The organism is Spirosoma validum, assembly GCF_014699035.1.
Lineage (GTDB): Bacteria > Bacteroidota > Bacteroidia > Cytophagales > Spirosomataceae > Spirosoma > Spirosoma validum.
In genome coordinates, this window is sequence record NZ_JACXAA010000005.1 from 395579 (window position 1) to 422028 (window position 26450).

Genomic DNA, 26450 nt, shown 5'->3' on the forward strand with positions numbered 1-26450 from the left:
TTTATTGACCAGCGTTCTTCACCCGAATAATCTGAGCAGCAATGCTCACCGCGATTTCTTCCGGGGTTTGGCTGTTAATGGTAAGGCCAATGGGAGCGTGAATACGCTTCAGTTTGTCATCAGAAATGCCTTCTGCACGATAATCCGAGAATAATTTTTTTATCTTGGTTTGGCTACCTAATACGCCAACGTACATTAGTTGTTTATCAAGCAAAGCCCTGATCGCCAGATCATCCGTGCGGTAGCCGAACGTCATGACAACAACGTAGTGATGGTTGCCCGACGGAATCAGGTCAGTAAGTTCACTATAACTGTCAACCAGGATTTTCTCATGCGCAACATCGTTTAGCTGCATCGTGTGGAGTTCCGGGCGATTGTCGTAAACGCGAATGTAAAAATCCATCTGGCTCATCAGTCGCGATAAAGCCAATGCGCAATGTCCACCCCCGATGATGAAAAGCTGGTTCTTATAGCCAAGTCGTTCCTGATACGTCCATTCCTGCCCGGACTGCCTTACAAACTGGCGATCCATTTTAGACGATGGGTTATCAAAACATTGAATACCCGCTGGCGATAGTTGCAGTACGCCATTTTTATGCTGTTCCAGAGAATCAATTATGTACTCAACTGCCGGAGTATCCCCAGGCTCAACACGATACAGCAGGATGGTTTGATCGCCGGAGCAAATCATACCACTCTGATTATGAGCTGCTTTTTTATCGTGATACTGTGTTCGAATGGATAGTTCAGGAACGTAATGCTGGAGTTTTTCTTTGGCCATTTCCACAAACTTGTGCTCCATAATGCCCCCCCCTATCGAACCCTCCATCTCCCCCAACGCATTCACCGCCATCAGAAAACCCTGCCTGCCCGGACTGCTACCGTGACTTTCCACTACGTATAGCAGCATAACCGGCTGACTCTGCTGAAGACTTTTACGAATTAACTGCCAGGTGCTGAGCGACTTCGGTTTCTCCATTAGCAGAGGGCATGGGGTGAGGGGCAGTGGGACTCTGGTAGAGAGCAAGAAGAAGTTTTTCTGGTGTCATCGGCGCATCGAAGGGAATGGTAGCCATCGGATTGAATGCCCGAACGGCGTTCCGTAACGCGAAATAGGCTCCTATCCCGTACATTAGTGGCGGTTCGCCCACTGCTTTCGACCGGAATATCGCCAGATTATCCTGTTCAGTTTTCAGCGGTTCGATAGCAATCTCTTTGGGCACCGAATAGATATCCGGTACTTTGTAGGTCGACAAGGCATTGGACCGCAACCGACCCGCCTGATCAAACACAATTTCTTCCATCGTCATCCAGCCGAGGCCCTGCACAATGCCACCTTCAATCTGTCCACGGTCAATCAGCGGGTTCATGCTGACGCCAAAATCATGCACGACTTTAACGGACTCCATTTCATAGGTACCGCGCAGACAATCAATGGTCACGTCAACGATGGCCGTGCCGTACACGTGATAGGTAAACGGATGCCCTTTCTCTTCGGAGGCATCGTAGTGAATGTCGGGCGTAGCGTAATGCGCATGCTCGGACAGACTGACGCGCTTGGTAAAGGCTTCCATCACGAGTTGATTCCAGTTCCAGTCGGTACGTTCGCCGTTGGCATATACCCATTCGTCTTTCAGGAAAATTTCCTCAGCAGAGACGTTTAATTCGCCAGCGGCCACAACTTTTAGTCGCCGAACGATTTCCGTACAAGCCATCTGCACGGCTTTCCCGTTCAAATCGGCCGTAGCGCTGGCAGCCGAGGGCGACGTATTGGCAATGCGATACGTACTGGTCGTCTGCAATTTGACCCGATCCGGCTGAATCGACAGCACGTGCGCAGCGACCTGTAGCATCTTCGTATTGACCCCCTGCCCCATCTCCACAGCGCCCGTACTCACGCCTACGCTGCCATCGGTGTAGACATGCACCAACGCCCGCGCCTGGTTCATGCGCGTGTTCGTAAACGAGATTCCAAAGCAGATGGGCATAAGCGCCAAACCTTTCTTATACAGCAGGTTAACACTGTTAAATTTTGCTATATTGTCACGAATGGCTTCCAGATCATACAGTTCATTAGCCTTGTTCCAGCAGGCATGTGCTTCACTCACTGCTTTTTGTCCGTAAGCAAACTCATCGCCGGTTTTATTCAGATTTTTGGCCTGAATTACGGATGCATCAATACCTAAAGACTCGGCCGCTTTAGTAATAGCCGCTTCAATAACAAACATACCCTGCGGTCCACCGAACCCCCGGAAGGCTGTATTGGGAGGCAGATGAGTCCGGCAACTGTAGGCCGTGGCCGTTACGTTCGGGATGAAATACGTGCTCGTGCAATGGAACAATGTCCGTTCCATAACGGCGGGCGACAGATCGGCAGAAGCGCCAGCATTTTGATAGAACGTAGCTTCGTAGGCAAGGATGTTCAGATCATTATCCAGACCGATTTTGAAGTCGGACGAATACGGATGCCGTTTGCCGGTCATCGCCATATCTTCCATCCGGTTTAGCGCGTATTTAACAGGTTTATGAAGTACGTGAGCCGCCAGTGCACATAGAGCCGCCCACATGTTGGCCTGATCTTCTTTGCCGCCAAACCCACCACCCAGCCGCGTTACGTCCACATCAATCTGATGCATGTGCAGTCCTGACGATCGGGCAACGGCGCGTTGAACAGCCGTGGGTCCCTGTGTCGACGAATAGAGCTTGATGGCGTTATTCTCCTGCGGAATGGCATAGGCGCCTTGGGTTTCAATGTACAGGTGTTCCTGCCCGTTTGTATCGGCTCGCCCTTCGAAGATATGCGTACATTGCGACCAGGCCGTAGTGGTCTCACCTAGCTTATGTGTCCGCGGCCGGATGATAAATTCTCCTTGGGCGTAGGCTTCGCGAGGGTCGGTAATGACAGGCAATGGCTCAATCTCAACCGTTATTCTTTTGACAGCCGCCCGCGCTTCATCGTCTGTTTCGGCCACCACAAATGCAATCGGCATCCCGCAAAAGTGAACGTGATGTTCGGCTAACAACGGTTCATCCGGAACGATACCGCCAATCTGGTTTTCGCCCGTTACGTCCTCGTACGTAAAAATCTTGACCACACCGGGCATAGCTGCTGCCGCTGACAAGTCCAGTGTTTTGATAATACCGTGCGCAATGGGTGACCCGAAGGCCGCTCCAAACAACGTACCCTGAATCAGCGGAATATCGTCCAGATAAACCGATTCTCCTCGTACGTGCGTTCTGGAATCTATATTTTTCATGGTAAGTTTTATTGTAAACCGCAAAGACGCAACGTATTTCGCAGAGAGCGTTGAGTTTTCTTGGCGAAAACCTTAGCGTTCTTTGCGGTTAAGAAATGACCAGCAATTGTTCCACATTCAACTCCGGAAACAACCTGATAAAATGCGCTTTGATCAATTGGCTAAGCAATAGGCGTTTATAAGCTTCAGTACCACGGGCATCGCTGATCGGTGAAATCTCGGACTGAGCAACAGAAGTAGCTTCCATGATCATTTCTTCGGTTACAAATTGTCCCGTCAGAAATTCTTCTGTTTTGAATAATCGCTTCGGAATTGGCGCGACGCCCCCTGCCGATAACGTAACCGACGTAATGACATCACCCTCAACCGTCAGTTTGATTGCTGAATTAACGCTCGCAATGTCAAGGTGCGTTCGTTTACTGACTTTCTCGAAGTTGAATCGAGTCGTTACGTTAGGCAACTCAAACCGGATTTGTTTTAGATATTCTGCCGACTGTTTATCCAGTGTTTTATAGCCAAGATATAAATCACGTAGTGGTAACTCCCGCTCTGTGACGCCATTGCTTAGAGTTAACGTAGCATCCAGTGCCAGGAAGAAAATCGTGAAATCACCAATGGGCGACGCGTTGATAAAGTTACCGCCGACGGTCGCCATGTTACGGATAGGTGTGGATGACACCAGCTTTGTGTACAGCTTAAAATCGGGAAAATACGTTTGCATGACCGCTGACTCGATCAGGTCGGTTACCGTCGACGCCGGACCGATTATACACTGATTACCATCTTGTCTAATTCCTTTTAAATCAGCGTCGTCGAACAAAAACTGAATCGACGCATCTTTAATTTCATCGTGCTTTTGTACGTATAAATCTGTACCACCTCCAACGCGTTGTGCCAGCGGATTGTCATTGCCGAGTTCACCATTCAAGCTTAGGGATAACGCCTGTAATCGCTCCTGAATGTTCGAAAAATAAGCCGGTAAAATTTCCTGTTCAACCGCAAATTGAATTGGCGTCCCCTCGCTACGTTGCGCCAATAGGTTAGCCACACGAGCAGCCGCCCGCTTGATGGATTTGTAACCCGTACAGCGGCAGATATTTCCGTCAATAGCGGCAATGGAATTTTGAACCGTTGGTGCTTTTTTACTCAGACAAAATCCAGCCAGCGACATCACAAAACCGGGCGTACAGAATCCGCACTGCGTCGCCGATTCGTCGGACATAGCCTGCTGAATCGGGTTCAGATCGCTCATGTTAATCCCTTCGACCGTTACGATGTGCTTTCCGTGCGCATTGCCGAGCGGCATCAGGCAGGACGTAGCCGTTCGGTACCGTAGTTCACCTTCGTTCAGGTCGCCCACGAGCACGGTACAAGCCCCACAATCGCCTTCCCGACAGCCGATTTTCGTCCCCATCAACTGCTTACGATAGCGGACAAAATCCAGTACGGGCGTTCCTGGCGGCAGGGACGTACTAACGTTTTTATTATTTAAAATGAACTTGATCAAGGCTAGATAGCGCGTTCTTTTTAATTAACCACAGAGCCACAAAGAACACGGAAAATATAAGCTATGGTATTAATCCTCTGTGCTCTTTGTGGCTCTGTGGTTATATGATCTTAATTACTAATAGTTTTTATGTTCTCAAGCATTTCGCTTGGCTCTTCTTTCACTAGTCTTTCTTTTTCCCAATCAGGCATTAAAAGATTCAGCAGCAAGGCTACTAAGCCACCTGCAGAAACGCCCGATTCCAGAAACGTCTGAATGACCGAAGGCAACGTTTTCAGCCACTCTTCCTGCGACGGAACGCCGATGCCAATTCCCAGCGCCATAGCTGCGATCAGCGCATCCCGCTGAGATAAACCACCCGACACCATTAAACGCAGTCCTGACACGGCAACTAAGCCGAACAGCATAATAGCCATGGCACCAAGTACGCACGCAGGCATTACGGTAATCCAGCGACCAACGGGTGGAAAAATACCCAGGCAAAGCAAAATGATCGCCATAACCCAGCCGATTCGCCGGGCCGCAACGCCCGTCATTTGAATAACTCCATTGTTCTGGGCATACGTAGCGCTCGGGAATCCGCCGATTAACGTCGAGAAAATACAGGTTAACCCATCGGCCAGAATACCTCCGCGAATACGTGTCCAGTGCGCGGGGCCACTGGTCGGCAAACCAGACAATTGAGACGTAGCGGTAATATCGCCCATCGCTTCGAGTACGCAGACCAGATAAATAAAGGCAAACGGAAACAGCAGTTCCCAGTTGAAATCCAGTCCCCACGGCAACAGTTGCGGTACGGTAAGCCAGGAACCATTACTCGGCGCAGGGCTTTGCAACCAGCCCATAAACCCACAAATGGCATAACCGGTAGTCACGCCAACCAACACAGCAGCCATTCGTGCCCAGGCTTTACCAATCGACTGGGCAATAATCATAACCGTAACGACCGCCAATGCCACCAAACCACCACTCCAGGCAGGAGCGCCTTCCATGGGGAGCTTAGCGATGCTTCGCATACCCGTCGGAATCAGCGAAAGGCCGATCAGCAACACGACAATTCCTGAAACAAGTGGTGTAAAGACTCGCTTTAGTTTCGGCAGAAAAGGTGCCAGAATTAACTGGACGGGCGTTGCGGCTAACGACATACCAACCATGAGCGGCAAACCACCCGCTAAACCGGCCTGTATAAGTGGGGCAAGAAACGCAAAGCTAGTGCCGGTGATACTCAGTAATCCGGAACCCACAAAACCAAATCGCATGGTTTGGAGGAACGTACCGAGAGCCGAGGCCACCAGCGCCATGCTGACCAGGTAAGCCGTTTCGGACTGACTAAAATGCAGAATTCCCGATAAAATCAACGCCGGGGTAATTGTGCCAACGACCATTGCTCCCACTTGTTGAAGACTCACCAGCAGCGCCGGCATTAGCGGAACCTGATCTTCCAGGCCATAAACGAGACGGGTTGGTTGTGCATTAACGAGCTCGCTCATACGTGTGAATAATGAGTGATGAATTGTGATTTCCTACAGATGATTAGTGCGCCCATCATTTATAACCGCGCGGGCGGCCCCGTCATCATTTTGTTAGTGGTCGTTTAGCGGCAGACCGCGCCGTTGAAACTCTTTCCAGTTCAGATATTCGTCGCCCTTCCGTTGCTCCACCATCGTGATACAGTCATCGACAGGACATACTAATTTACATAAATTACAGCCAACACACTCCTCTTCTTTGATGGAATACGTATTGAAAGGCTTGCCATACGTCAAGTTGATGGCCTGATGGGAGGTATCCTCACAGGCAATGTAACACAAGCCGCAGTGGATACACTTGTCCTGATTGATGTTCGCAACGATGTGATAATTAATGTCGAGGTCTTCCCAATGGGTAATGGTCGGGACAGATTTTCCGATGAAGTCGTAGATGGTTTTGAAGCCTTTTTCGTCCATCCAGTTGTTCAATCCGTCGCACATGTCTTCGATGATGCGAAAACCGTGCTTCATAACTGCCGTACAGACCTGAACCGACGTAGCGCCCAGCAGCATGAACTCGGCAGCATCTTTCCAGGTACTGACTCCACCAATCCCCGAAATCGGCACTTGGGACGTAACAGGGTCCTGCGCAATGGTCGTCAGCATTTTCAGCGCGACAGGCTTAACCGCCGGACCGCAGTACCCGCCATAGACGGATTTTCCTGCTACGTAGGGATTCGGCACGAACGTATCCAGATCGACGCCCGTCACGGACTGAATGGTATTAATCAGCGACAGCGCATTCGTGCCGCCTTCCACTGATGCATGGCCTGTCGGCACTACGGAATGCACATTAGGCGTCAGTTTGGTAATGACGGGAATCGTTGCTTTTTCCATCACCCATTCCACCACCATTTTGGCAATCTCCGGGTCCTGACCCACAGCTGCACCCATACCACGCTCGGTCATTCCGTGCGGACAGCCAAAGTTCAGCTCCAGGCCGTGTGCACCCGTATCTTCAACCTGTGCAATCAATTCGTGCCATTTTTCGCGCGAATTATCAGCCATAAGCGATACGACCATTGCCCGATCGGGAAACAGACGAACGCATTCGGCAATTTCGCGGAGGTTGATATCCAGCGGTCGGTCGGAAATGAGTTCGATATTATTAAAACCCATCATTTTGGTCCCGTTAAAATCGACCGCTGAATACCGCGACGATACGTTCTTTACCTGACTGCCGAGGGTTTTCCAGACCACACCACCCCAACCGGCTTCGAAGGCACGTAGTACATTATATTTCTTATCTGTCGGTGGGGCGCTGGCCAGCCAGTACGGATTGGGCGATTTGATACCGAGGAAATTTGTGCTTAAGTCTGCCATAGAATCAGTGAAGAATGAAGAGTGAAAAGTGAAAAATAGGTTGCGTCAGCTGTTTATTCTTCACTTTTCACTCTTCACTAAAAAACTCAGTATCGCTTTTGCCCCGTCTTTTCCCGCCTGAACTGCATCGACGACTTCTTTGCCGCCGTTAACGCAATCGCCACCGGCGAAGACACCAGGAATGTTTGTAGCGCAGTTACCGTCAATGGCCAGTTTGCCATTCCAGTTTGTCAGTTGATTGCTGCTAACCAGTTCTTCATACGGAATCTGGCCGGCGGCTTTGATCACCATGTCGACAGCCAGCGTAATAGTTTCACCGGTTTCGACGGGCGACCGACGGCCACTGGTATCGGGTACGCCTAGTTCCATTACGTTGCAAATCAGTTGTGTCACTCGTCCGTTTTCGCCTATGATTTCTTTAGGCGATGCCAGCCAGATCAGATGACACCCATCTAGTTTCGCCAGATTCAGTTCAACTTCGGTGCTGGGCATTTCGGCTTGGGTCCGGCGGTAGACAATCGTTACTTCTTTGGCTCCCAGCCGTTTCGCCTGCGTAGCCGCATCAATCGCCGTCATGCCTAATCCAATCACAGCGACTTTATCACCGACCGGTACTGACGGGTATCCTTTCTCGCGGATGTCGTAAATGAAGCGTATCGCATCTTCAACGCCCGCCAACTCTTCACCGGGAATCTCCAGATGCCTGGCCACGCCAACACCGATTCCGAGATAAACAGCATTGTAATTGGTCTGCAACTCGGCTAACGTTACGTTACGTCCCAGTTCCTGATCGTACTTGATGTCGATTCCGCCCAGCGACGTAATGAAATTAACTTCATCTTCGCAGAATTGGGGCGTTACTTTGTAAGCAGCAATGCCATAGGTCATCAACCCACCGCCTTTCTTTTCCTTCTCGTAGATCGTTACGTCGACACCTTCCCGACTCAATACGTGCGCACAGCTTAATCCCGCCGGTCCCGCTCCTATTACGGCTACTTTCTTTCCAACAGACGGCTTACGCTGAAATAACGGCCACTTTTGCTCAATGGCTTTTTCCGTCGAGAAGCGCTGTAATTTGGCGATTGGAATCGGCGGTTCCTCCAGAAAATTGTAAACACACGAACCTTCGCATAACTTTTCTACGGGGCAAACCTTCGAGCAGCCGCCCCCCATAATGTTCGCGTCAAAAATCGTGTAGGCCGACCCTTTGACGTTATCCGTGGTAATCTGCTTGATGAACTTGGGAATGTTGATGCTCGTCGGGCAGCTTTTTGTGCACGGGGCATCATAACAAAACAGACAGCGATTCGCTTCCACCAGTGCCGCTTCGCGATTTTCGAACGGTGGATGGATGTCGCTGAAATTTTGCTCGTATTGTTCAGCTGTTAATCGATTGTTGAGTATCGCCACGTGTTTAGAATGATGACCGGGTCGCCGGTGCGATTATGAATGATAAATGATGGTACCCAAATGGCTCATTCATCATTTATCATTAGATTACAGTTCTACCAATTTATCATACGTCTCCGGTCTTCTATCCCGGAAGAATTGCCAGACGCTACGTACTTCGTCGATCATGTCGAGATCAAAATCAGCTATCAATAGCTCGTCTTTATCTTCAGAAGCCGTGGCAAAAATCTGGCCGCGCGGATCAACGAAATACGATGAGCCATAGAACCGTCCAAGGTTCCAGGGCTTCTCTTCACCCACGCGGTTAATGCAGCCCATGAAATAGCCATTCGCAGCGGCATGGGCGGGCTGTTCCAACTTCCATAGGTATTGCGACAAACCCGCTACGGTTGCCGACGGATTGTATACAATCTCCGCACCATTCAGGCCCAAGCAACGCGCGCCATCGGGAAAGTGCCGGTCGTAGCAGATGTACACACCGATTTTGGCGTACATGGTTTGGAAAACGGGATAGCCCAGATTGCCGGGCTTGAAGAAAAACTTCTCCCAGAAGCCCGAGGTATGCGGGATGTGGTTCTTCCGGTATTTACCCAGATACGTACCATCGGCGTCGATGACGGCAGCGGTGTTGTACAGGACACCAGCCTGCTCTTTTTCATAGACGGGCACGATCATGACCATTTTGTATTTTTTGGCGTACTCGGCCATCCGATCTGTCGTTGGACCGGGAACCGACTCCGCCGAAGCGTACCAGGCACTGTTCTGCCCCGGACAGAAATACGGGGTATTAAATATTTCCTGCAAACACAAAATCTGCACGCCTTTCTCACCAGCTTCTTCAATGAGCGGGATGTGCTTTTGCACCATCGCTTCTTTAATTTCCTCAATCGTGCCTTCGCCCTCGGTCTTCGGCAGACTCATTTGTATCAATCCCGATTTAATAATTCGTGGCATGCTTATTTCGTGTTTAATTGGTTTTAGCAGGGAGCAGGGCGTTTATTTTTCTCTGCCCATCGCACCATGCTCCCTGCTTTTAAATCTTCCCGCTCACTTTATTACGTTTAATAAACTGGCCGTATCCCTTGTCAACCAGGCATTTATTGTCGTCAATAGTAACCTGACCACGTAGTAAAACGGTTTTTACTTTACCCGTTAATTCCCAGCCTTCATAACCCGAATAATCAACGTTCATATGGTGGGTTTTCGCGGAAAGCGTGTGTTTTTCTGCTGGATCGAAAATGACAATATCGGCGTCGCTCCCCACGGCTATGGTTCCTTTTTTTGGGAACATACCAAAGATTTTGGCGGGGTTCGTACAGGCAACTTCGACGTATTTATTCAGCGTAATTTTGCCTTTGTCGACGCCCTCGCTGTACAACAATTCCATCCGATTTTCGATGGCAGGATGCCCGTTGGGAATCTTCGAGAAATCGTCTTTCCCCATCAATTTTTGCTCCCACATGAATGGGCAGTGATCCGTAGCGACGACCTGAATCATTCCCTGATTGATACCGGCCCAGAGTGCTTCCTGATCTTTCTTCTCCCGTAACGGCGGACTCATCACCCATTTGGCGCCGTCAATATCCTCGCCATAAAGCGACGCGTCAAGCACCAGATACTGGATGCAGGTTTCGGCAAATACTTTCTGATTCCGGCGAGTGGCATTCCGAACACCATTTAGCGCCCCTTCACAGGTCATATGCACAATGTACCCCGGACAACCCGTGTAATCGGCCATATCGGTAAAACGGCAACTGGCTTCGGCTTCGGTCACTTCGGGTTGCGAGAGATAATGATAAAGGGGCGACATTTTCCCTTCCGACCGGTGCTTGGCAATGAGGTAATCGATCATGTCGCCGTTGGTCGCGTGAACCGTCACCATGCCGCCTTGTTTCTTCACCTCCTGCATCAGACCAACCATCTGGCTGTCATTGATCATCAATGCTCCTTTATAGGCCATAAAGGTTTTGAACGACGTAATGCCTTCGTTCTCAACCATCTCTTTGATTTCAGCTTTCGAATTTTCGTTAAAATCCGTTACGGCCATATGAAAACTGTAATCCCCAACGGCGGTTCCGGTAGCGCGGGAATTCCATTCGGCCAGGGCTTCTTTTAGCGAATGCCCTTGTTTTTGCAGAACAAAATCAATCACGGTCGTTGTGCCGCCAAACAGAGCTGCGCGTGTGCCGGTCTCGTGTGTATCGCTCGAAAACGTACCCATGAAGGGCATATCCAGATGCACGTGGGGGTCAATACCGCCCGGAAATACTAATTTACCAGTGGCATCAATGACCGTATCGGCCTGAACGGGCAGGTTTTTCCCAATGGCCGAAATCGCTTCGCCCTCAATGAAAATATCCGCAACGTAATCGTCGGCCGCCGTAACGATCCGACCATTTTTAATCAAAAGCGACATAGTTAATTTATCGTTTATGACCACTCCCGTGGAGAGCCTCAACTACAAATTCTACTACAAAGAATTCAGGCCCGTCGGGCCGATATCTTTGTAGTAGAAAAGTTCAAATTCTGCATCAGCAAAAGCTCCATAGGAGCGACATCTTTTCTATTTCGCTACTATGGAGCTTGAAACTCATTGGCGTCTTTTTAACTACAAAGATTTCGCCACTATGTGGCTACACACGAATTGATTCAATTCAATGATACACGAATTTCAATTTATCCATTCAAATAAATATCGTTCATCGTATTCAACCTCAAACTTTTCCAAAAACGCTAAATACTCATCTTTAAAGCTCCTTTTCTGATGATGCACTGGCTGTGACAGAATATAGTTTATCACGTTGTCTAAATGAGATTTAGAGTACGAAAAAGCGCCAAAACCTTCCTGCCAATTGAATTTATTTTTCAATAATTTTCGGTCATTAATCCAAGCCGACGAATTTGCTTTTATATCCCTCACTAAATCAGATAATGAGATATTCGGCTTTACACTTAAAAGCAAATGTGTATGGTCAGGCATACAATATAGGGCTAAAACTTTTTGACTTTTACCATTTACAATCCCGCAGATATATTTCTCCAGTTCATCTCGAAATTCTTCTTTTATCAAGTTCTCTCTACCCTTTACGGCAAAGACGAGTTGAATATAAATTTGCGAATACGTATTTGGCATTTGAGCTTACGGTATTTATTTTGTTTTAAAGGCCAATTGGGCCGAATCATTGTAGCAAAATTGGGATTCGCAATTTCAGCTAAGCTCCTTAGGAGTGATATTGAAAAGATGCCGCTCCTAAGGAGCTAAAAACGGCTCAATCACCTTGCTTTTCTACAAAGATTACAGCCCTATGGGCTTAAAATTCAGTCAGCTAACGTAACAGCGGACTGCTGAAAGTTAGAAATCGAAGACCGACTATTCATCAAACCCATATAAACTAAACCGCTTACGAAAAAACCAACAAACCAGGCATAGTTGTAAAGATTTGAAATCCAGATCGGTACGCTGTCAGCAGGAATCACCTGAATCGTGGTGAGAAAGCCTGGAATGTTGGGAATAATACCAGCTAACAAAGCGATGATCGCTGCGGAGTTGAACCCGTTTTTGTAGCTATACATCCCGATTGTGCTGTACAGATCATTCAGGACAAGCTTTTGTTTACGCAGGAAGAAATAATCCGCAATCATAATCCCACCCACCGGTCCGAGCAGGCTGGAGTAACCAACCAGCCAGGTAAAAATGAAGCCTGTCGGATCGGCGATTAACTTCCAGGGGAAAATCAGAATCCCAATGACTCCCGTAATGTACCCTCCCTTCCGAAAGTCAATTTTTGCCGGAGCCAGATTCGCAAAATCATTGGCCGGACTGACAATGTTTGCGGCAATATTTGTCGCCAATGTGGAAATCGCCACTGCAATCATGGCGATGCTTACGAGAAGTTTACTCTCAAATTTCCCGGCCAATACGAGCGGGTCCCAGATCGTAGTGCCGTAAATAATAGTGGTTGCCGACGTAACGACGACGCCGATAAACGAGAAAAGGGTCATAGAGGTTGGAAGGCCAATAACCTGTCCGCGTACCTGCGCTTGCTGACTGGTGGCGTAGCGGGTGAAATCCGGAATGTTCAGCGATAACGTAGCCCAGAAACCAACCATGCCGGTTAACGCTGGAAAGAAAAAAGCAAAAAATGCAGCCGAGTCCGAGAATTTAGCGGGTTGCTCCAGAATGGGTCCGAGACCGTTTCCGGCAGAAATAGCCCACCAGAGTAACGCTATTGCAGCTATAGGCAAAAAGAACGCTTTGAATACCAGAAGCTTACGAATACTATCAACGCCGAGGTAAACGACGTACATGTTCAGCAGCCAGAACAAAAAGAAACAGATAGCCGGACCCGTTTGTAAGCCAAACGAAGCCGGAAAAACCGGTGGCAACGTTTCCAGCGACGGAATCCACAGCCGAAGCATCTGATAGATAGAAAACCCACCAATCCAGGTCTGAATACCAAACCAGCCACAGGCCACAATGGCACGTAGCAACGCCGGAACATTCGCGCCACGAGTGCCGAAACTGGAACGTACTAAAACCGGAAACGGAATACCGTATTTGGCTCCAGCACGCCCGTTCAACACCATCGGAATCAGCACAATGGTGTTGCCCAGAAAGATGGTGAAAATAGCCTGCCACCAGTTCATACCGCCCTGGATCAGCGAACTCGCCATCATATACGTTGGAATACACAAACTCATGCTGATCCAAAGAGCCGCATAATTCCAGGTAGTCCACGTTCGTTTCGACGCGGGAATAGGTGCCAAGTCCTCACTATAAAGCGTTGACGATTCGGATATAGTTGCTTCCGTTACTTCCTGCATTTTTCCGTTTTTGGTTTCTGATTTGAGCTTTGACAAAGTTTTGAACTTTGTCAAAGTTATTCTGCCGGTAAACTGTAAACTACAAACTATTTAGCTCATTTTCAACGTATCGAAGACCATTTTCTTGAATTTAGCTTCGTCGGCTTCGACACAAATCGTCGCATTCGGCGGTTTACCCCAAACGCCCAGTTCGTCAATCGCCAAAGCGCCTAACGTTAATTCGCCACGTGTTTCAACATCTACGTAACGCGACACTTTTTCCGATATGATTGTCGGATCAATCACGGCGGCAATCGTAATCGCATCGGGGTGATTCGAACCGTTCATTTTCTGGTGCTCTTTGCAATACACCCGGCGAACGCGGTTAATCTTCATGAAAAAGTCAGAGTATTTCGTTCCCAGCTTTTCCACTTTCGCGTAATCGTCGTCCGTAAATACCGAACTCTTCACACTCACGTCGAAACCAACCGTCGTCAGCGGAATTCCAGACTGAAACACGACCCGGGCAGCTTCTGGATCAACCCAGGCGTTATACGTAGCACTCGGGTTAATGTTGCCGTAAAATTTATAGAAACCGCCCATAAAGTACAACTCCTTAATCTTCTTCGCGATGGATGGATCGCGTAGTAACGCCAATGCTACGTTGGTCAATGGCCCGATGGCAACCAGCGTCAATTCACCGGGGTTAGCATTGACCAGACGAATAATTGCATCGACAGCGTGTTCTTTCTCCGACTTTTGTTTCGGGTCCGGGAAGTGCGCGTCGCTCATGCCATCGCTGCCATGCACATACGTAGCGTTTCCGTGCACCTGCCGCACCAGCGGACGTGCTGAGCCCTGATAGACTGGAACTTGGCCGGCTTTACCAGCCATTTCCAGCGTGTACAGTGCATTCTTGGTCTGTTGTTCAAACCCAACGTTACCGCACGTAATGGTAATAGCTTCTACTTTCAACTTCGGCGACATTACGGCCATCAGAACGGCCAGCGCATCATCGGTAGCGGTATCACTATCCAGAATAATTCGTTTTACGGAATCAGCCTGTCGCTTTTCGCCTGACGCAAATGCCCAGGCAGGCAATAAGGCCGAGGCCGATCCGGCCGAAACGGTTTTAATGAAGTTACGTCTTGTCGCGAGCATTTAGTCAAGTTTACGTTTCATTCCTTCGTGCGTTGCTACGAATCCCAGCGATTCATAAAATCGGATAGCGTCAGGCCTCCGCTTATCGGTTGTCAGTTGGATCAAATGGCAACCTTTTTCTTTAGCCCGGTTAATCGCGTACTCAAACACTTTTGTCCCGATGCCTTGTCCGCGATACGTCGACTTGGTCCGTACGGCTTCAATTTGCGCTCTTAATCCACCCTGATACGTCAAATATTGAATAAATGACAGTTGAAACGTAGCCACTTTTTCGCCATTCAATTCAACAATCGTTAACTCCTGATTTGGATCAGCCTGGATCTTTTCAAAGGCGTTTACGTAGCTATCTGACAACGTAGCGTCGTGTTTCTCTCGCAATGCGCCAAGTGTGTCATCCAGCAGCATTTGAACGATTTCATACAGATCATCTTTTGTTGCCAGCCTGAATATCAGGTTTTTATCCAAAGGTATTATCATTGAAAAGTTTATAGAACACAGATTTTTATGATGATTATGATTCACGCAGATCATAACTAACCATAATCATCATAAAAATCTGCCGGTCCGCCGGTGCGGTTCTATTGGTTAAACAACATGCTCGTCAGCGATTTTCAATGCTTCACTTATGATCGCCATCCCTTCATCAATCTGCTCTTTCGTGACACAGAGTGGTGGGGCCACAAATACGTAACTCCAGCGCACAAAGGTGTACATGCCTAGCTCCTTGATTTTAGCCCCGACTTTGCTCATCACCGCCATCTCCTCGGGCTTGGCGTTGAACGGTGCCATAGGCTCCTTTGTGGTCCGATTTTTAACAATTTCGAAGCAACCCAGCAGGCCCGTTGTCCGGAAATCGCCGATACTCGGATGTTTTTGCTTCATCAATTCGGCCTGCTCAGCAACGTATTGACCCATTTCGACGGCATTCTCAATCAGATTTTCATCTTCGTAAATTTTCAGCGTTTCGAGCGCAGCCGCACAACCCACCGGGTGCGAATTATAGGTCATACCCGTTGCCAAGACCGTATCGTTATAGCGGGCAGCAATTTTATCTGTGACCATCAGACAACCGAATGGAATGTATCCGCTGGTAATCCCTTTGGCCATCGTAACCATATCCGGCACAATCCCGTGATTTTCAAAGCCAAACCATTTTCCGGTACGTCCGAAACCACTCATGACTTCATCGATAATCAGCAGAATATCGTACTTGTCACAGATCTCCCGAACAGCTTTTAAATAGCCTACTGGATACTGTAAACATCCCGACGTGCCCGACTCGCCTTCCAGCATAATCGCAGCAATGTTACCAGATCCTTCGTAGGCAATGACTCGTTCCAATTGCTCAACCGAATCGGTCAGCATACTGGCTTCGTCGTGGTTCCAGCGATACCGGTACGGAATATCGATGTGGATAAAATTTGGGGCCTGCTGCGAATCGTCGGGCAGTTTACGAGGATCGCCACCCACCGATAAGGTGCCATACGTAGCGCCATGATAGGACTGGTATCGGCTCAGAATCTTGTGCCGACCGGTATACGAACGTGCCATTTTTATAGCCGCTTCATTCGACGTAGCACCACATAACGTAAAGTACGCTTTGTTCAGATCGCCGGGGCAGATTTCGGACAGTTTCTTGCCGAGTTCACCCCGAACCTTCGTCACGCAATAGGGCGTTACGTAGCTCACTTCCTGCATTTGCCGGACCACCGCTTCCGTAATCCGCTGATTCCCATGCCCGATATTGACATTCATCAACCCGGACGAAAAGTCGATGTAGCGCTTATCATCGTAATCATACAGATAAACGCCTTTGCCGTATTTAACCGCAATCGGTGAAATACCTTTTTGTTTGCTCCAGACAAATACGGTTGAATCAAAATTATCCTGGAGGACTTCCTCCGTTTCGGAAAGTGTTGCTGTGTCAAGCATATTTTTTTAGTTTGAAGTTCGCGATTTGACTAACTCATCCAGTTTATTCCAGCTTCGGGATTCCACTTGGTGGTACTCTTCTTAAGCTTCGTCCAGAATTCGATGGAGCTTTTTCCGGTAATATCCCCTACGCCAAAACGGCTTTCGTTCCAGCCGCCGAACGAGAACGGTTCGCGCGGAACGGGGACGCCCACATTTACGCCTACCATGCCCGCACTCGCTTTGTCGATGACGTAGCGGGCCATGCCACCATTCTGCGTAAAAACAGAGGCCGCGTTACCATACGGATTCGCGTTTTCAATCGCCAGTGCTTCATCGACGGTATTCGTTCGCATGATGCTGATGACGGGGCCAAAAATTTCTTCCTGCGCGATAGCCATGTCGGGCGTTACGTAGTCAATCACCGTCGGACCAACGTACGTACCGTTTTCTTTTCCTTCAACATTCGGGCTACGTCCATCGACCAGCACTTTCGCGCCCTGACTTTCTGCTTCGGTGATGTAGCGTTCAATACGTTCTTTCGACGCCCGATTGATAACGGCGCCCAGGTTTTTTCCGGGCACTACTTTCTGCGCTTCTTCGCAAAGTTTCTCAATGATATGATCAACCGGACCAACGGCTACCATCGCCGAAGCGGCCATGCAACGCTGTCCTGCGCAACCTGCCATAGACGCCGTAATGTTTTGAGCGGTCATGCCGGGAATTGCGTCTGGCAGGACAATCAGGTGGTTTTTGGCACCGCCCAATGCCAGACAGCGTTTAAAGTTGCTCGTAGCCCGTTGATAAACGTGTTTGGCAATTTTGGTCGAGCCGACGAACGAGACGGCTTCGATGCCCGGATGATCACAAATAGCGTTCACGACCTCACTGTCGCCGTGTACTACGTTAAAAACTCCCGCGGGCAAACCGGCATCCTGTAATAGCTCTGCTAGTCGTCCGACGCTCAGAGGGACTTTCTCCGATGGCTTGATAATCATACAGTTTCCCAGCGCAATGGCATTCGGAATGGTCCAGTTCGGCACCATGCTCGGAAAGTTGAAGGGCACGATACTGGCCACGACGCCTAAAGGCACGTGTTCGGTCCGGCATTCAACGCCTTTGCTCACCTCCAGGATTTCGCCGGTCACGAGTTGCGGGAGTGAGCAGGCAAATTCCGATAACTCCGCCCCTTTTTCAATTTCGGCAACAGCTTCGTCGTACGTTTTGCCGTTCTCTTCCTGAACCAGCAAAGCCAGCTCTTTTAAATTCTTCTCTAATAGCGCTTTGTATCGAAAAAAGACTTGTACTCTCTCCTTAATCGTTGTCCGGCTCCAGGCTGGGAATGCGGCTTTGGCTGCCTTCACGGCTGTGTCCAAATCCGTAGCTGTCGACAATGGAACCGTTGACAGATGCGTACCATCTACAGGCGAGATGACATCCAGTGTCTGGTCAGTTGCCGCGTCGACAAACTGTCCATTTATGTAATTCTGAATGGGGGTATATTTCATAGTTTTGTTGTACACCTGCATTTTTTGCAGAAACTGAGCATGCAAACTAAAAATAATTTACAGTTAAGTCAACTTTTAACAATATTTTTACCAAGCAAAACCACGAGAATGGAACGAAATCACAGTACGCTGGACGATCTGGACTTTGCCATTTTATCCTGCCTACAGAAAGACGGGCGCATGTCATTTACGGAAATTGCCGACCAATTGAACGTATCCGTCGGTACAGCCCGAACCCGGCTCAATCGCTTAATCGAAGAAGGCGTCATTAATATCATAGGCCGGGTTGATCCGGAAAAAGTAGGCTTCCAGGCCTATGCACACGTAGCGGTATACGTCCGGCCCGCTACGTTGAAAGAGCGTATTGCTGAGGAAATTTCAAAGATGCCGGAAGTGAGCTTTCTGGCGAGCACATCGGGGGAATACGACCTGGAAGTGGACGTAATGTGCCAGACAAACAATCATTTAGTCGAGTTTATCAACGAAATCTCAAAGCTCGAGGGGATATATCAGACCAAAACAACGCTGTATTTCAAAGTCTACAAATACGCCCAGCCGGATTTGAATTTATTGAAATGAGTGCTTACCTACAATATTCATTCCTATAAATATCGTCACCAGATTTATTATGCGGTATTCCGTCGTTGTCGATACCAGCGACGGACAAGCCAGCTTATCCCGCCCCCCACAATGAGAACTGGCAAAAAATAGAACAGGCCGATAAACACGGATCCTAACAGTCGAAAGCCGTCGCTAAAATTACTCCAGAGCTGCGAGAAGAATGGCTCTTCAGGCCGCAGGGCGGTCGCCGTCTGCTGGTAATACGTCAGACTAATGGTGCTGAGAGCTACGTTGTCTTTGAGCTGACGTAACTCAGCTTCCTGCACTTCGCGCTCCTCCCGAATCTGACCCAGTTGCTCCTCTATTTTCAACACATCTTCCACACTACGAGCCTGTTTCAGCAAGTTCAGGTAGGTTTCTTCTACGACTTTTTTGCTCCGTATGCGAGCTTCCACATCTACGTACTGTCGTGTGACATCATCAACCGTAATCGTTTTTATATCGGTATAAATCGATTCATTCACCACAGCCGTCAGTAAAGCGTCAAACTGATTGGCAGGCACCCGTATCGTCAGCGCATTTTCGATCGTGTTATCGGTTTTTGTTTCGTTTGAATTCGTAATCTGTCCCCCTTGCTGGTGAACAGCCTGCTCGATAGCCTGCCCTGATGCCTTAAAATCATCCACACGAATACGTACCCGCGCATTGCGGATAATTTTTTGATTAATAGCGGGCGTAGGCTGAACCGATTGTTCATTCCTCACCTTCTTACCTTGTTGTGGAGAAGACGTAGCGTCCTGGGTAAGTGCTGATGGCTGCAGTAAAGCCACATCTGCCATCGCGTGTTGATCAGTTTCACGGTTAGTGGGCTTTGACTGGCAGGCCATAACGACCAGCAACAGCCCAAGAGCTAAAAAATTATTCATAGTGGTCAATACGTTATTCCCTCCCTGTAAGATGCCTACCGATGATAATTTCCATATGAGGTCGTTTTAATTTTATTATTCGACAAAAACACGTCATATCACTTATTTTTAAGGATTTCGCGCATCGTAACCGAACTGTGAGCCATTAGCTGTTGTTATCCTTGTATAGCCGGTTGAGCGGCCCGACAATCCCCCCGTTTTATTGTATCGTACATAACTTGTCTTGCACAAGTCAGTGCTTTTGCGTCTATATTTGGCCCGAGGCATATAATCAGACCAGGAATGGCAAGCCCGTTTTTGTCCGGAATATACGCTCTGTCCATACAGATGCTTCGCAATAAAAGGCAGCGAAGATAGTTTCAATCTGAACCTCGAATTATGTCAAAAAACTTAGTCATAGTGGAGTCGCCGGCGAAAGCGAAAACCATCGAAGGCTACCTCGGCAAGGACTTTACGGTGAAGTCTAGTTTTGGTCACGTACGCGATCTGCCCAAAGATGGGCTGGCTGTGGACGTAGCAAATGGATTTCGACCATCCTACGAAATTTCACCCGACAAAAAGAAGTTAGTCAGTGAATTAAAATCATTGGCGAAATCGGCCGATGAGGTTTGGCTGGCTACGGATGATGACCGCGAGGGCGAAGCTATTTCGTGGCATTTGAAGGAAGCTCTGGGCCTGCGGGACAACACCAAGCGAATCGTATTCCGCGAAATCACGAAGAATGCAATTCAGAACGCTATTTTATCTCCCCGCACCATCGACGTCGATTTAGTGAATGCTCAACAGGCCCGGCGTGTGCTGGACCGGCTGGTAGGTTATGAGCTATCGCCCGTACTTTGGCGCAAGATCAAAGGCGGCAGCACAGGCTTATCGGCTGGTCGGGTTCAATCCGTGGCGCTACGTCTTGTGGTTGAGCGCGAGCGGGAGATTGATAAACACTCGGCAAAATCGTCGTTTAAAGTTACGGCGCAGTTTATTGTCGATGGTAATAAAGTTCTTAATGCGGAATTGCCTAAAAACTTCCCGACGTCCGGCGAGGCTCGAAAATTTCTGGAAGCTTGTATCGGTGCTACGTTCACCATCAAGAATTTAGAAGTCAAACCCGCCAAAAAGTCGCCCGCTCCACCCTTTACTACGTCGACACTGCAACAGGAATCGTCGCGCAAACTGGGTTATTCCGTGGATCGTACAATGCGGATTGCTCAGAACCTGTACGAAGCCGGTAAGATTTCGTACATGCGGACCGACTCAACGAACCTCTCGCAGGAAGCCATTGATAAGGCCAAAACCGAAATCGAAACAGAGTTTGGTCCGAAATACGTACAGACCCGGCAATTTAAGACGAAGAATGAATCGGCTCAGGAGGCCCACGAAGCCATCCGTCCGACGAATTTCAACGACCGTAATGCCGGTGGCGACCGCGATCAGAAACGGCTATATGAACTAATCTGGAAACGGGCCATTGCCTCTCAAATGGCGGACGCTCAGCTCGAGCGGACGATTGTAACGATCAGCATCCGGTTTGCGAACGGCGCGTCAGGAGCTACTGTTCAGCAGGATCTTAGTTTCGATGTATTCGGCGAAGATTTCGATCCGGCACAGAAAACAGCTTTTAATTCGCAGACTCCAGCCACGAACACTACGTTCCCGAATGAGCTGGTTGCGCAAGGCGAAGTCATTAAGTTCGACGGCTTTCTGCGGGTTTATCTCGAATCGAAAGATGACGAGGACGATGAAGACTCGAAAGGCATGTTGCCCCCGCTGAACATCGGACAAATTCTGAATCTTGGTCAGATGAAAGCGACGGAAAAGTTTACCCGTCCGCAACCCCGTTACGCGGAAGCCTCACTGGTGAAGAAACTGGAAGAAATGGGCATCGGTCGTCCGTCGACGTACGCGCCAACGATTTCAACCATTATCAACCGGGGCTACGTTACCAAGCAGGACAAACCCGGTCAGGAACGGAAGTACATAGAATATACACTCCAGAACAACAACATCAACGAAACCAGCGGCAGAGAAACCTTTGGCTCCGAAAAAGCGAAGCTGTTCCCAACCAACACGGGTATCGTTGTCAATGATTTTCTGGTCGAATATTTCCCGGACATTGTGGATTATAAATTCACGGCAACGGTGGAGAAAGATTTCGATGAAATTGCCGATGGCAAGATGAACTGGCAAACCATGCTGGAAGGCTTCTACGGCGATTTCCACAAGAATATTGAAGAGATTCAGGGATCGTCGATCGTATCCTTCAAGACAGGTGCGCGGGAACTCGGTCTCGATCCACGTACCGGCAAGAAAGTGTCGGCCCGCTTGGGTAAATATGGTGCCTACGCGCAAATTGGTGAATCGACGGACGACGAAAAACCGCAATACGCCAACATGCGCGACGGACAGCTTATCGAAACCATTACGTTGCAGGATGCACTGGATTTGTTTTCGCTGCCCCGCGAAGTTGGTTTCTTTGAAGATAAAGCCATGACGATCGGAATCGGCAAATTCGGCCCCTACGTGAAGCATGACGACAAATACGTTTCGCTGACAAAGGAAGATGACCCCTACTCGATTGACGCGGATCGTGCCATTCAGCTCATTCAGCAGAAACGGGCGGAGTCGGTTAGCGAATCGATAGGCGAGTACGAAGGGAAGCTTGTCACGACTGGAAAAGGGCGATTTGGTCCTTATGTTAAGTATGAGGATAAGTACATTTCGATTCCACGAAACGAATCCCTGGCAGGGCTATCGCTCGACCGGGCCATCGAACTGATTCTGGCTAAACGTCAGGCCGAAGCGAATAAATACATTAAGGAATTCCCGGAGAATCCGGCTGTAAAGGTCGTGAATGGGCAATACGGACCGTATCTGGCGGTTGGCAAACGTAACGTCAAGATCCCGAAAGATGTTGACCCCGCTACGTTAACCCTGGAAGATTGCCTGAAACTGGCTGGCGATGACCCGGCACCCGCAAAAAAAGCAGCTACCAGTAAAACAGCTGCGCCGTCTGCGAAAGCACCGGCAAAAGCGAAAGCGGCCGTCACGAAAAAACCGGTCGCGAAGAAAGCAGCCGCGAAAAAGTAAAAAGAGAATCCCGTTACTGATACGTAGCGGGATTTTTTATTGATTGATTTATCAACCGCAAAGAGCACAGAGGACTCTTGGCGACCTTCGCGATTATCTCTGCGTACTTTGCGCTGGGTTGCCGGAGCGGTTAAAATTATGGCGTTCATTAATCGAAAACCTTGTCAGTTTGTCTTTTGTAAGATTATCACCAAAAAGCCTTTCCAGTCGGGAAGGCTTTTGTTTTTAAGAGCCTTTGGAAAATCATCGCTATTTTGCCGCTTAAACCATATGCTACGTTGTCATTCCGCATGAAACATCTGCTTTTATTCTTTTTTCTTTCGTACACGACATTTGCCCAGACTGAAAATCAATACAATCTCATTCCGTTTCCAGCCCGCTTTGTCGGACAGAACGGCCAGTTTACCCTTTCGGCAAGCACTCGCGTTGTTACGTCACCCGCTACGGATGCGAGCGTAAAAGCCGTAGCCCAAACGTTTGTGAACCAAGTCAAAGCCGCGAATGGATTAACGCTGCCTGTTGCTGGAACAAGCCCAGCTTTAGCGAAAGGAGCGCATATTTTTCTGACGCTGAATAAGAAACTGAACCTCGGCGACGAAGGCTACAAACTAACTATAACGCCAACGCGCGTATTGGCCGAAGCTGCTACACCAAAAGGGTTGTTTTATGCCGCACAAACCATGCGGCAACTGTTGCCCGTTGGTCAGTCGGCAACGGCTACGATGCCTGCCTGTGCTATCACTGACAAACCTCGTTTTAGTTACCGGGGATTGCATCTCGACGTATCGCGGAATTTTATGCCTGTGTCGTTCGTCAAAAAATACATCGACTTACTGGCGATGCATAAACAAAATACCTTTCACTGGCACTTAACCGACGATCAGGGTTGGCGTATTGAAATCAAAAAATACCCGAAACTGACGCAGATTGGCAGCAAACGGGCCGAAACGGTCGTTGGACAGTATTTTCAAAATTACCCGCAGCAATTTGATGGCAAGCCCGTCGGCGGATTTTATACGCAGGATGAGATTCGGGACGTAGTGCGCTACGCGCAAAGCCGGTTCGTCACGATTGTTCCTGAAATTGAAATGCCTGGTCACGCACTGGGAGCGTTGGCTGCTTATCCAGAATTAGGTTGCGAACCAACAAAAGCGTACCAGGTAGCCACGAAATGGGGCGTGTTCGATGACGTATTCTGCCCATCCGACAAAACTTTTGGCTTTTTGCAGGACGTACTGACGGAAGTAATGACCCTGTTTCCCGGAAAACTCATTCACATTGGGGGTGATGAGTGCCCGAAAACAGCCTGGAAAAACAGTGCGTTCTGCCAGGAGCTGATGAAGAAAAATAATCTCAAAGACGAGCACGAGCTACAGAGCTATTTTATTCGGCGCATCGAAAAATTCGTGACCAGTAAAGGGCGGGCTATTATCGGCTGGGACGAAATTCTGGAAGGTGGTCTGGCGCCGAACGCCACCGTCATGAGCTGGCGCGGAACAGAAGGCGGTATTGCTGCGGCCAAACAGAAACACAACGTTGTGATGACGCCTACCGGAACCTGCTACATGGATTATTACCAGGGCAATCCGGCTACCGAACCGCTGGCGATTGGTGGTTATCTGCCGCTCGATCAGGTGTATGCCTATGAACCCATGCCAACGGAGCTAACACCCGCCGAGCAGAAATACGTGTTGGGCGTTCAGGGTAATATCTGGACGGAATATACACCCACGCCCGAAGCAGTTGAATACATGGTTTATCCACGCGCCATTGCCATTGCTGAATTGGGTTGGATGCAGGCGGGTCCGCATAATTTCGAGGACTTTGCTCAACGTCTCAAAAATCACCTGCCCCGACTTAGTGGGGTCAACTACGCCAAACGGCTTTTTGACATTACAGCTACGACTCAGGGCAACGAGCAGGGACAGTTGCAAGTGGTTCTGAAAAAACTCGATTCCGATAGCCGGATTTTCTATACGCTCAACGGCAAGGAGCCAAACGAACGTAGCACCGAATACATTGGCCCATTTACGTTAACCAAAACCACCACAGTTAAAGCCATGACATCTGCTGGTGGTCGTTTGCAACAAACGTTCACGCTACACAAAGGCAAGAATAAGCCCTATACGTATGCCATTCCGCTCGAAAACAAAAGCGACCAGACAACGAAAAAACTGACCGATGGTATCCGGGGCGAAACACCACGTGATCGTCGCCAGTGGGCCAATTTCTTCGGCGATATGGACGTAACGGTTGATCTTGGCGACGTAACGAGCGTTACGAAAGTGTCATTGAATTTTCTGAAAGTTATTTTAGAGAAGAACTTCCCCCCTACCTCCGTTGAGATTGCTTTATCAAAGGACGGAACGGATTTCAAAGAAGCTATTGCTCAGCCCATTACGTATGAGTTGAACGGCCCGTGGGACATTCTGCCCGTCGTGGCTGATTTCAAGACCGCTCGCGCCCGTTACGTTCGGATTCGTGCCAAAAACATAGGTGTGTGCCCCGCCGGACACCCGAATGCGGGCGAAAAAACCTGGTTCGCCACAGATGAAATTGTGGTAGAATAAAAGGTAGCCTGGACTTTAGTCCGGGTAGCCGTAGGCTAATTTGTAACTATAATCTTTTAGCCTATGGCTACCCGGACTAAAGTCCAGGCTACCTTTTCACCACTGAATTTCGTATCTTGTCTATTATGCAGACACGCAAAAAAATCGTTGTTCTTTCAGGCGCAGGGATCAGTGCTGAAAGTGGAATTCCCACCTTCCGGGCGTCGGATGGGTTATGGGAAAATCACCGCATCGAAGACGTAGCAACGCCCGAAGCCTGGATACGGAATCCAGCTTTGGTGCAGGATTTTTACAACCAGCGCCGGGAACAGGCACTGAGCGTTCAGCCCAACGCAGGACACTTTGCCCTTGTGAAACTGGAGGAGAAATACGACGTAACGGTCATTACGCAGAACGTCGATAATCTCCACGAAAAAGCGGGCTCCTCAAACGTGATTCACCTACACGGCGAGTTGTTTAAATCACGTAGCACTAAAGACCCGGACTTAGTTTATGACATCGAAGGCTGGGAACTGAAGGCGGGTGATTTCTGCGAAAAAGGCTCCCAATTACGGCCGCACATTGTCTGGTTTGGCGAAGCCGTACCTATGATGGACCTAGCGCTGGAAATTACCAACGAAGCCGATATTTTTATCGTCGTTGGTACGTCGCTAAATGTATATCCAGCTGCGGGTTTGGTCTATGCTGTTCAAAAGGGCATTCCAATCTACGTCGTAGACCCGAATATCCCTTCCATGCACAAACGGCCCAATGTTACGTTCATCGCCGAACCCGCTACGGTTGGCTTAACGCAATTAGCGGAAGAGTTACTGCATTGACGAAAGAAAATAGAACCGCACCGGCGGACCGGCAGATTTTTATGATCAATCTGATTTAAATGATCTTCGAAAATCATAAGCTATC

19 protein-coding genes are annotated in these 26450 nt (G+C 48.9%); 4 read left to right on the plus strand and 15 right to left on the minus strand.

Annotation, left to right across the window (positions count from 1 at the left end; genetic code table 11):
• Position 1: 1 nt before the first annotated feature.
• From IC230_RS16185 to IC230_RS16250, 14 genes are all read right to left on the minus strand, one after another.
• Positions 2-979 carry an XdhC family protein gene (locus IC230_RS16185; protein ID WP_191040079.1) on the minus strand — a complete coding sequence of 326 codons (978 nt, stop codon included), beginning with the start codon at positions 977-979 and terminating at the stop codon, positions 2-4.
• A complete protein-coding gene (locus IC230_RS16190) occupies positions 936-3257 on the minus strand; it encodes a xanthine dehydrogenase molybdopterin binding subunit (protein ID WP_191040080.1) in 2322 nt (773 codons plus the stop codon). Before IC230_RS16190 ends, IC230_RS16185 begins: the two co-directional genes overlap by 44 nt.
• A gap of 88 nt (positions 3258-3345) precedes the next feature.
• Positions 3346-4764 (minus strand): FAD binding domain-containing protein, encoded by a 1419-nt coding sequence (locus IC230_RS16195; protein ID WP_191040081.1) that lies wholly within the window; start codon positions 4762-4764, stop codon positions 3346-3348.
• 110 nt (positions 4765-4874) lie between these two features.
• The gene (locus IC230_RS16200) at positions 4875-6254 is read right to left on the minus strand and encodes a uracil-xanthine permease family protein (RefSeq protein WP_191040082.1); all 1380 of its coding nucleotides are present in this window, start codon (positions 6252-6254) and stop codon (positions 4875-4877) included.
• A 93-nt stretch (positions 6255-6347) separates the two neighbouring features.
• Complete coding sequence (gene preA, locus IC230_RS16205; protein WP_191040083.1) at positions 6348-7616, minus strand: NAD-dependent dihydropyrimidine dehydrogenase subunit PreA; 1269 nt, start codon at positions 7614-7616, stop codon at positions 6348-6350.
• 60 nt (positions 7617-7676) lie between these two features.
• The gene (locus tag IC230_RS16210) at positions 7677-9026 is read right to left on the minus strand and encodes an NAD(P)-dependent oxidoreductase (RefSeq protein ID WP_191040084.1); all 1350 of its coding nucleotides are present in this window, start codon (positions 9024-9026) and stop codon (positions 7677-7679) included.
• Positions 9027-9113: 87 nt separating this feature from the next.
• A complete protein-coding gene (locus tag IC230_RS16215; RefSeq protein ID WP_191040085.1) occupies positions 9114-9980 on the minus strand; it encodes a nitrilase-related carbon-nitrogen hydrolase in 867 nt (288 codons plus the stop codon).
• Between the two features lie 79 nt (positions 9981-10059).
• Positions 10060-11442: a dihydropyrimidinase gene (hydA, locus tag IC230_RS16220; protein WP_191040086.1), complete on the minus strand. Its 1383-nt coding sequence runs from the start codon at positions 11440-11442 to the stop codon at positions 10060-10062.
• Between the two features lie 255 nt (positions 11443-11697).
• On the minus strand, positions 11698-12159 hold the full coding sequence (gene tnpA / locus IC230_RS16225) for an IS200/IS605 family transposase (protein ID WP_191040087.1): 462 nt from the start codon (positions 12157-12159) through the stop codon (positions 11698-11700).
• 185 nt (positions 12160-12344) lie between these two features.
• Positions 12345-13886 (minus strand): NCS1 family nucleobase:cation symporter-1, encoded by a 1542-nt coding sequence (locus IC230_RS16230; protein WP_223860678.1) that lies wholly within the window; start codon positions 13884-13886, stop codon positions 12345-12347.
• A 54-nt stretch (positions 13887-13940) separates the two neighbouring features.
• The gene (locus tag IC230_RS16235; RefSeq protein WP_191040088.1) at positions 13941-14990 is read right to left on the minus strand and encodes a nucleoside hydrolase; all 1050 of its coding nucleotides are present in this window, start codon (positions 14988-14990) and stop codon (positions 13941-13943) included.
• Complete coding sequence (locus IC230_RS16240; RefSeq protein WP_191040089.1) at positions 14991-15467, minus strand: GNAT family N-acetyltransferase; 477 nt, start codon at positions 15465-15467, stop codon at positions 14991-14993.
• Positions 15468-15575: 108 nt separating this feature from the next.
• Complete coding sequence (locus IC230_RS16245; RefSeq protein WP_191040090.1) at positions 15576-16922, minus strand: aminotransferase class III-fold pyridoxal phosphate-dependent enzyme; 1347 nt, start codon at positions 16920-16922, stop codon at positions 15576-15578.
• 29 nt (positions 16923-16951) lie between these two features.
• On the minus strand, positions 16952-18409 hold the full coding sequence (locus tag IC230_RS16250; RefSeq protein ID WP_191040091.1) for a CoA-acylating methylmalonate-semialdehyde dehydrogenase: 1458 nt from the start codon (positions 18407-18409) through the stop codon (positions 16952-16954).
• Positions 18410-18517: 108 nt separating this feature from the next.
• On the opposite strand from IC230_RS16250, the gene IC230_RS16255 reads away from it, so the two are divergent.
• Positions 18518-18988, plus strand: coding sequence for an Lrp/AsnC family transcriptional regulator (locus tag IC230_RS16255; protein WP_191040092.1), 471 nt, complete (start codon positions 18518-18520; stop codon positions 18986-18988).
• 47 nt (positions 18989-19035) lie between these two features.
• On the opposite strand, the gene IC230_RS16260 is transcribed toward IC230_RS16255, so the two are convergent.
• A complete protein-coding gene (locus IC230_RS16260; protein ID WP_191040093.1) occupies positions 19036-19896 on the minus strand; it encodes a DUF4349 domain-containing protein in 861 nt (286 codons plus the stop codon).
• Positions 19897-20274: 378 nt separating this feature from the next.
• Here IC230_RS16260 and topA point away from each other — a divergent pair, with 378 nt between their 5' ends.
• From topA to IC230_RS16275, 3 genes are all read left to right on the plus strand, one after another.
• A complete protein-coding gene (gene topA, locus IC230_RS16265) occupies positions 20275-22977 on the plus strand; it encodes a type I DNA topoisomerase (RefSeq protein ID WP_191040094.1) in 2703 nt (900 codons plus the stop codon).
• A gap of 290 nt (positions 22978-23267) precedes the next feature.
• On the plus strand, positions 23268-25547 hold the full coding sequence (locus tag IC230_RS16270; protein WP_191040095.1) for a glycoside hydrolase family 20 protein: 2280 nt from the start codon (positions 23268-23270) through the stop codon (positions 25545-25547).
• A gap of 125 nt (positions 25548-25672) precedes the next feature.
• The gene (locus IC230_RS16275) at positions 25673-26365 is read left to right on the plus strand and encodes an SIR2 family NAD-dependent protein deacylase (protein ID WP_191040096.1); all 693 of its coding nucleotides are present in this window, start codon (positions 25673-25675) and stop codon (positions 26363-26365) included.
• The last annotated feature ends 85 nt before the right edge of the window (positions 26366-26450 follow it).

What these genes read in the sequence shown, in the direction of transcription:
- preA (WP_191040083.1), bottom strand. Translation starts at nt 7,616, where the DNA reads ATGGCAGACTTAAGCACAAATTTCCTCGGTATCAAATCGCCCAATCCG.
- IC230_RS16250 (WP_191040091.1), bottom strand. Translation starts at nt 18,409, where the DNA reads ATGAAATATACCCCCATTCAGAATTACATAAATGGACAGTTTGTCGAC.
- tnpA (WP_191040087.1), bottom strand. Translation starts at nt 12,159, where the DNA reads ATGCCAAATACGTATTCGCAAATTTATATTCAACTCGTCTTTGCCGTA.
- hydA (WP_191040086.1), bottom strand. Translation starts at nt 11,442, where the DNA reads ATGTCGCTTTTGATTAAAAATGGTCGGATCGTTACGGCGGCCGACGAT.
- IC230_RS16260 (WP_191040093.1), bottom strand. Translation starts at nt 19,896, where the DNA reads ATGAATAATTTTTTAGCTCTTGGGCTGTTGCTGGTCGTTATGGCCTGC.
- IC230_RS16275 (WP_191040096.1), top strand. Translation starts at nt 25,673, where the DNA reads ATGCAGACACGCAAAAAAATCGTTGTTCTTTCAGGCGCAGGGATCAGT.
- IC230_RS16240 (WP_191040089.1), bottom strand. Translation starts at nt 15,467, where the DNA reads ATGATAATACCTTTGGATAAAAACCTGATATTCAGGCTGGCAACAAAA.
- IC230_RS16270 (WP_191040095.1), top strand. Translation starts at nt 23,268, where the DNA reads ATGAAACATCTGCTTTTATTCTTTTTTCTTTCGTACACGACATTTGCC.
- topA (WP_191040094.1), top strand. Translation starts at nt 20,275, where the DNA reads ATGTCAAAAAACTTAGTCATAGTGGAGTCGCCGGCGAAAGCGAAAACC.
- IC230_RS16235 (WP_191040088.1), bottom strand. Translation starts at nt 14,990, where the DNA reads ATGCTCGCGACAAGACGTAACTTCATTAAAACCGTTTCGGCCGGATCG.
- IC230_RS16255 (WP_191040092.1), top strand. Translation starts at nt 18,518, where the DNA reads ATGGAACGAAATCACAGTACGCTGGACGATCTGGACTTTGCCATTTTA.
- IC230_RS16200 (WP_191040082.1), bottom strand. Translation starts at nt 6,254, where the DNA reads ATGAGCGAGCTCGTTAATGCACAACCAACCCGTCTCGTTTATGGCCTG.
- IC230_RS16215 (WP_191040085.1), bottom strand. Translation starts at nt 9,980, where the DNA reads ATGCCACGAATTATTAAATCGGGATTGATACAAATGAGTCTGCCGAAG.
- IC230_RS16190 (WP_191040080.1), bottom strand. Translation starts at nt 3,257, where the DNA reads ATGAAAAATATAGATTCCAGAACGCACGTACGAGGAGAATCGGTTTAT.
- IC230_RS16185 (WP_191040079.1), bottom strand. Translation starts at nt 979, where the DNA reads ATGGAGAAACCGAAGTCGCTCAGCACCTGGCAGTTAATTCGTAAAAGT.
- IC230_RS16245 (WP_191040090.1), bottom strand. Translation starts at nt 16,922, where the DNA reads ATGCTTGACACAGCAACACTTTCCGAAACGGAGGAAGTCCTCCAGGAT.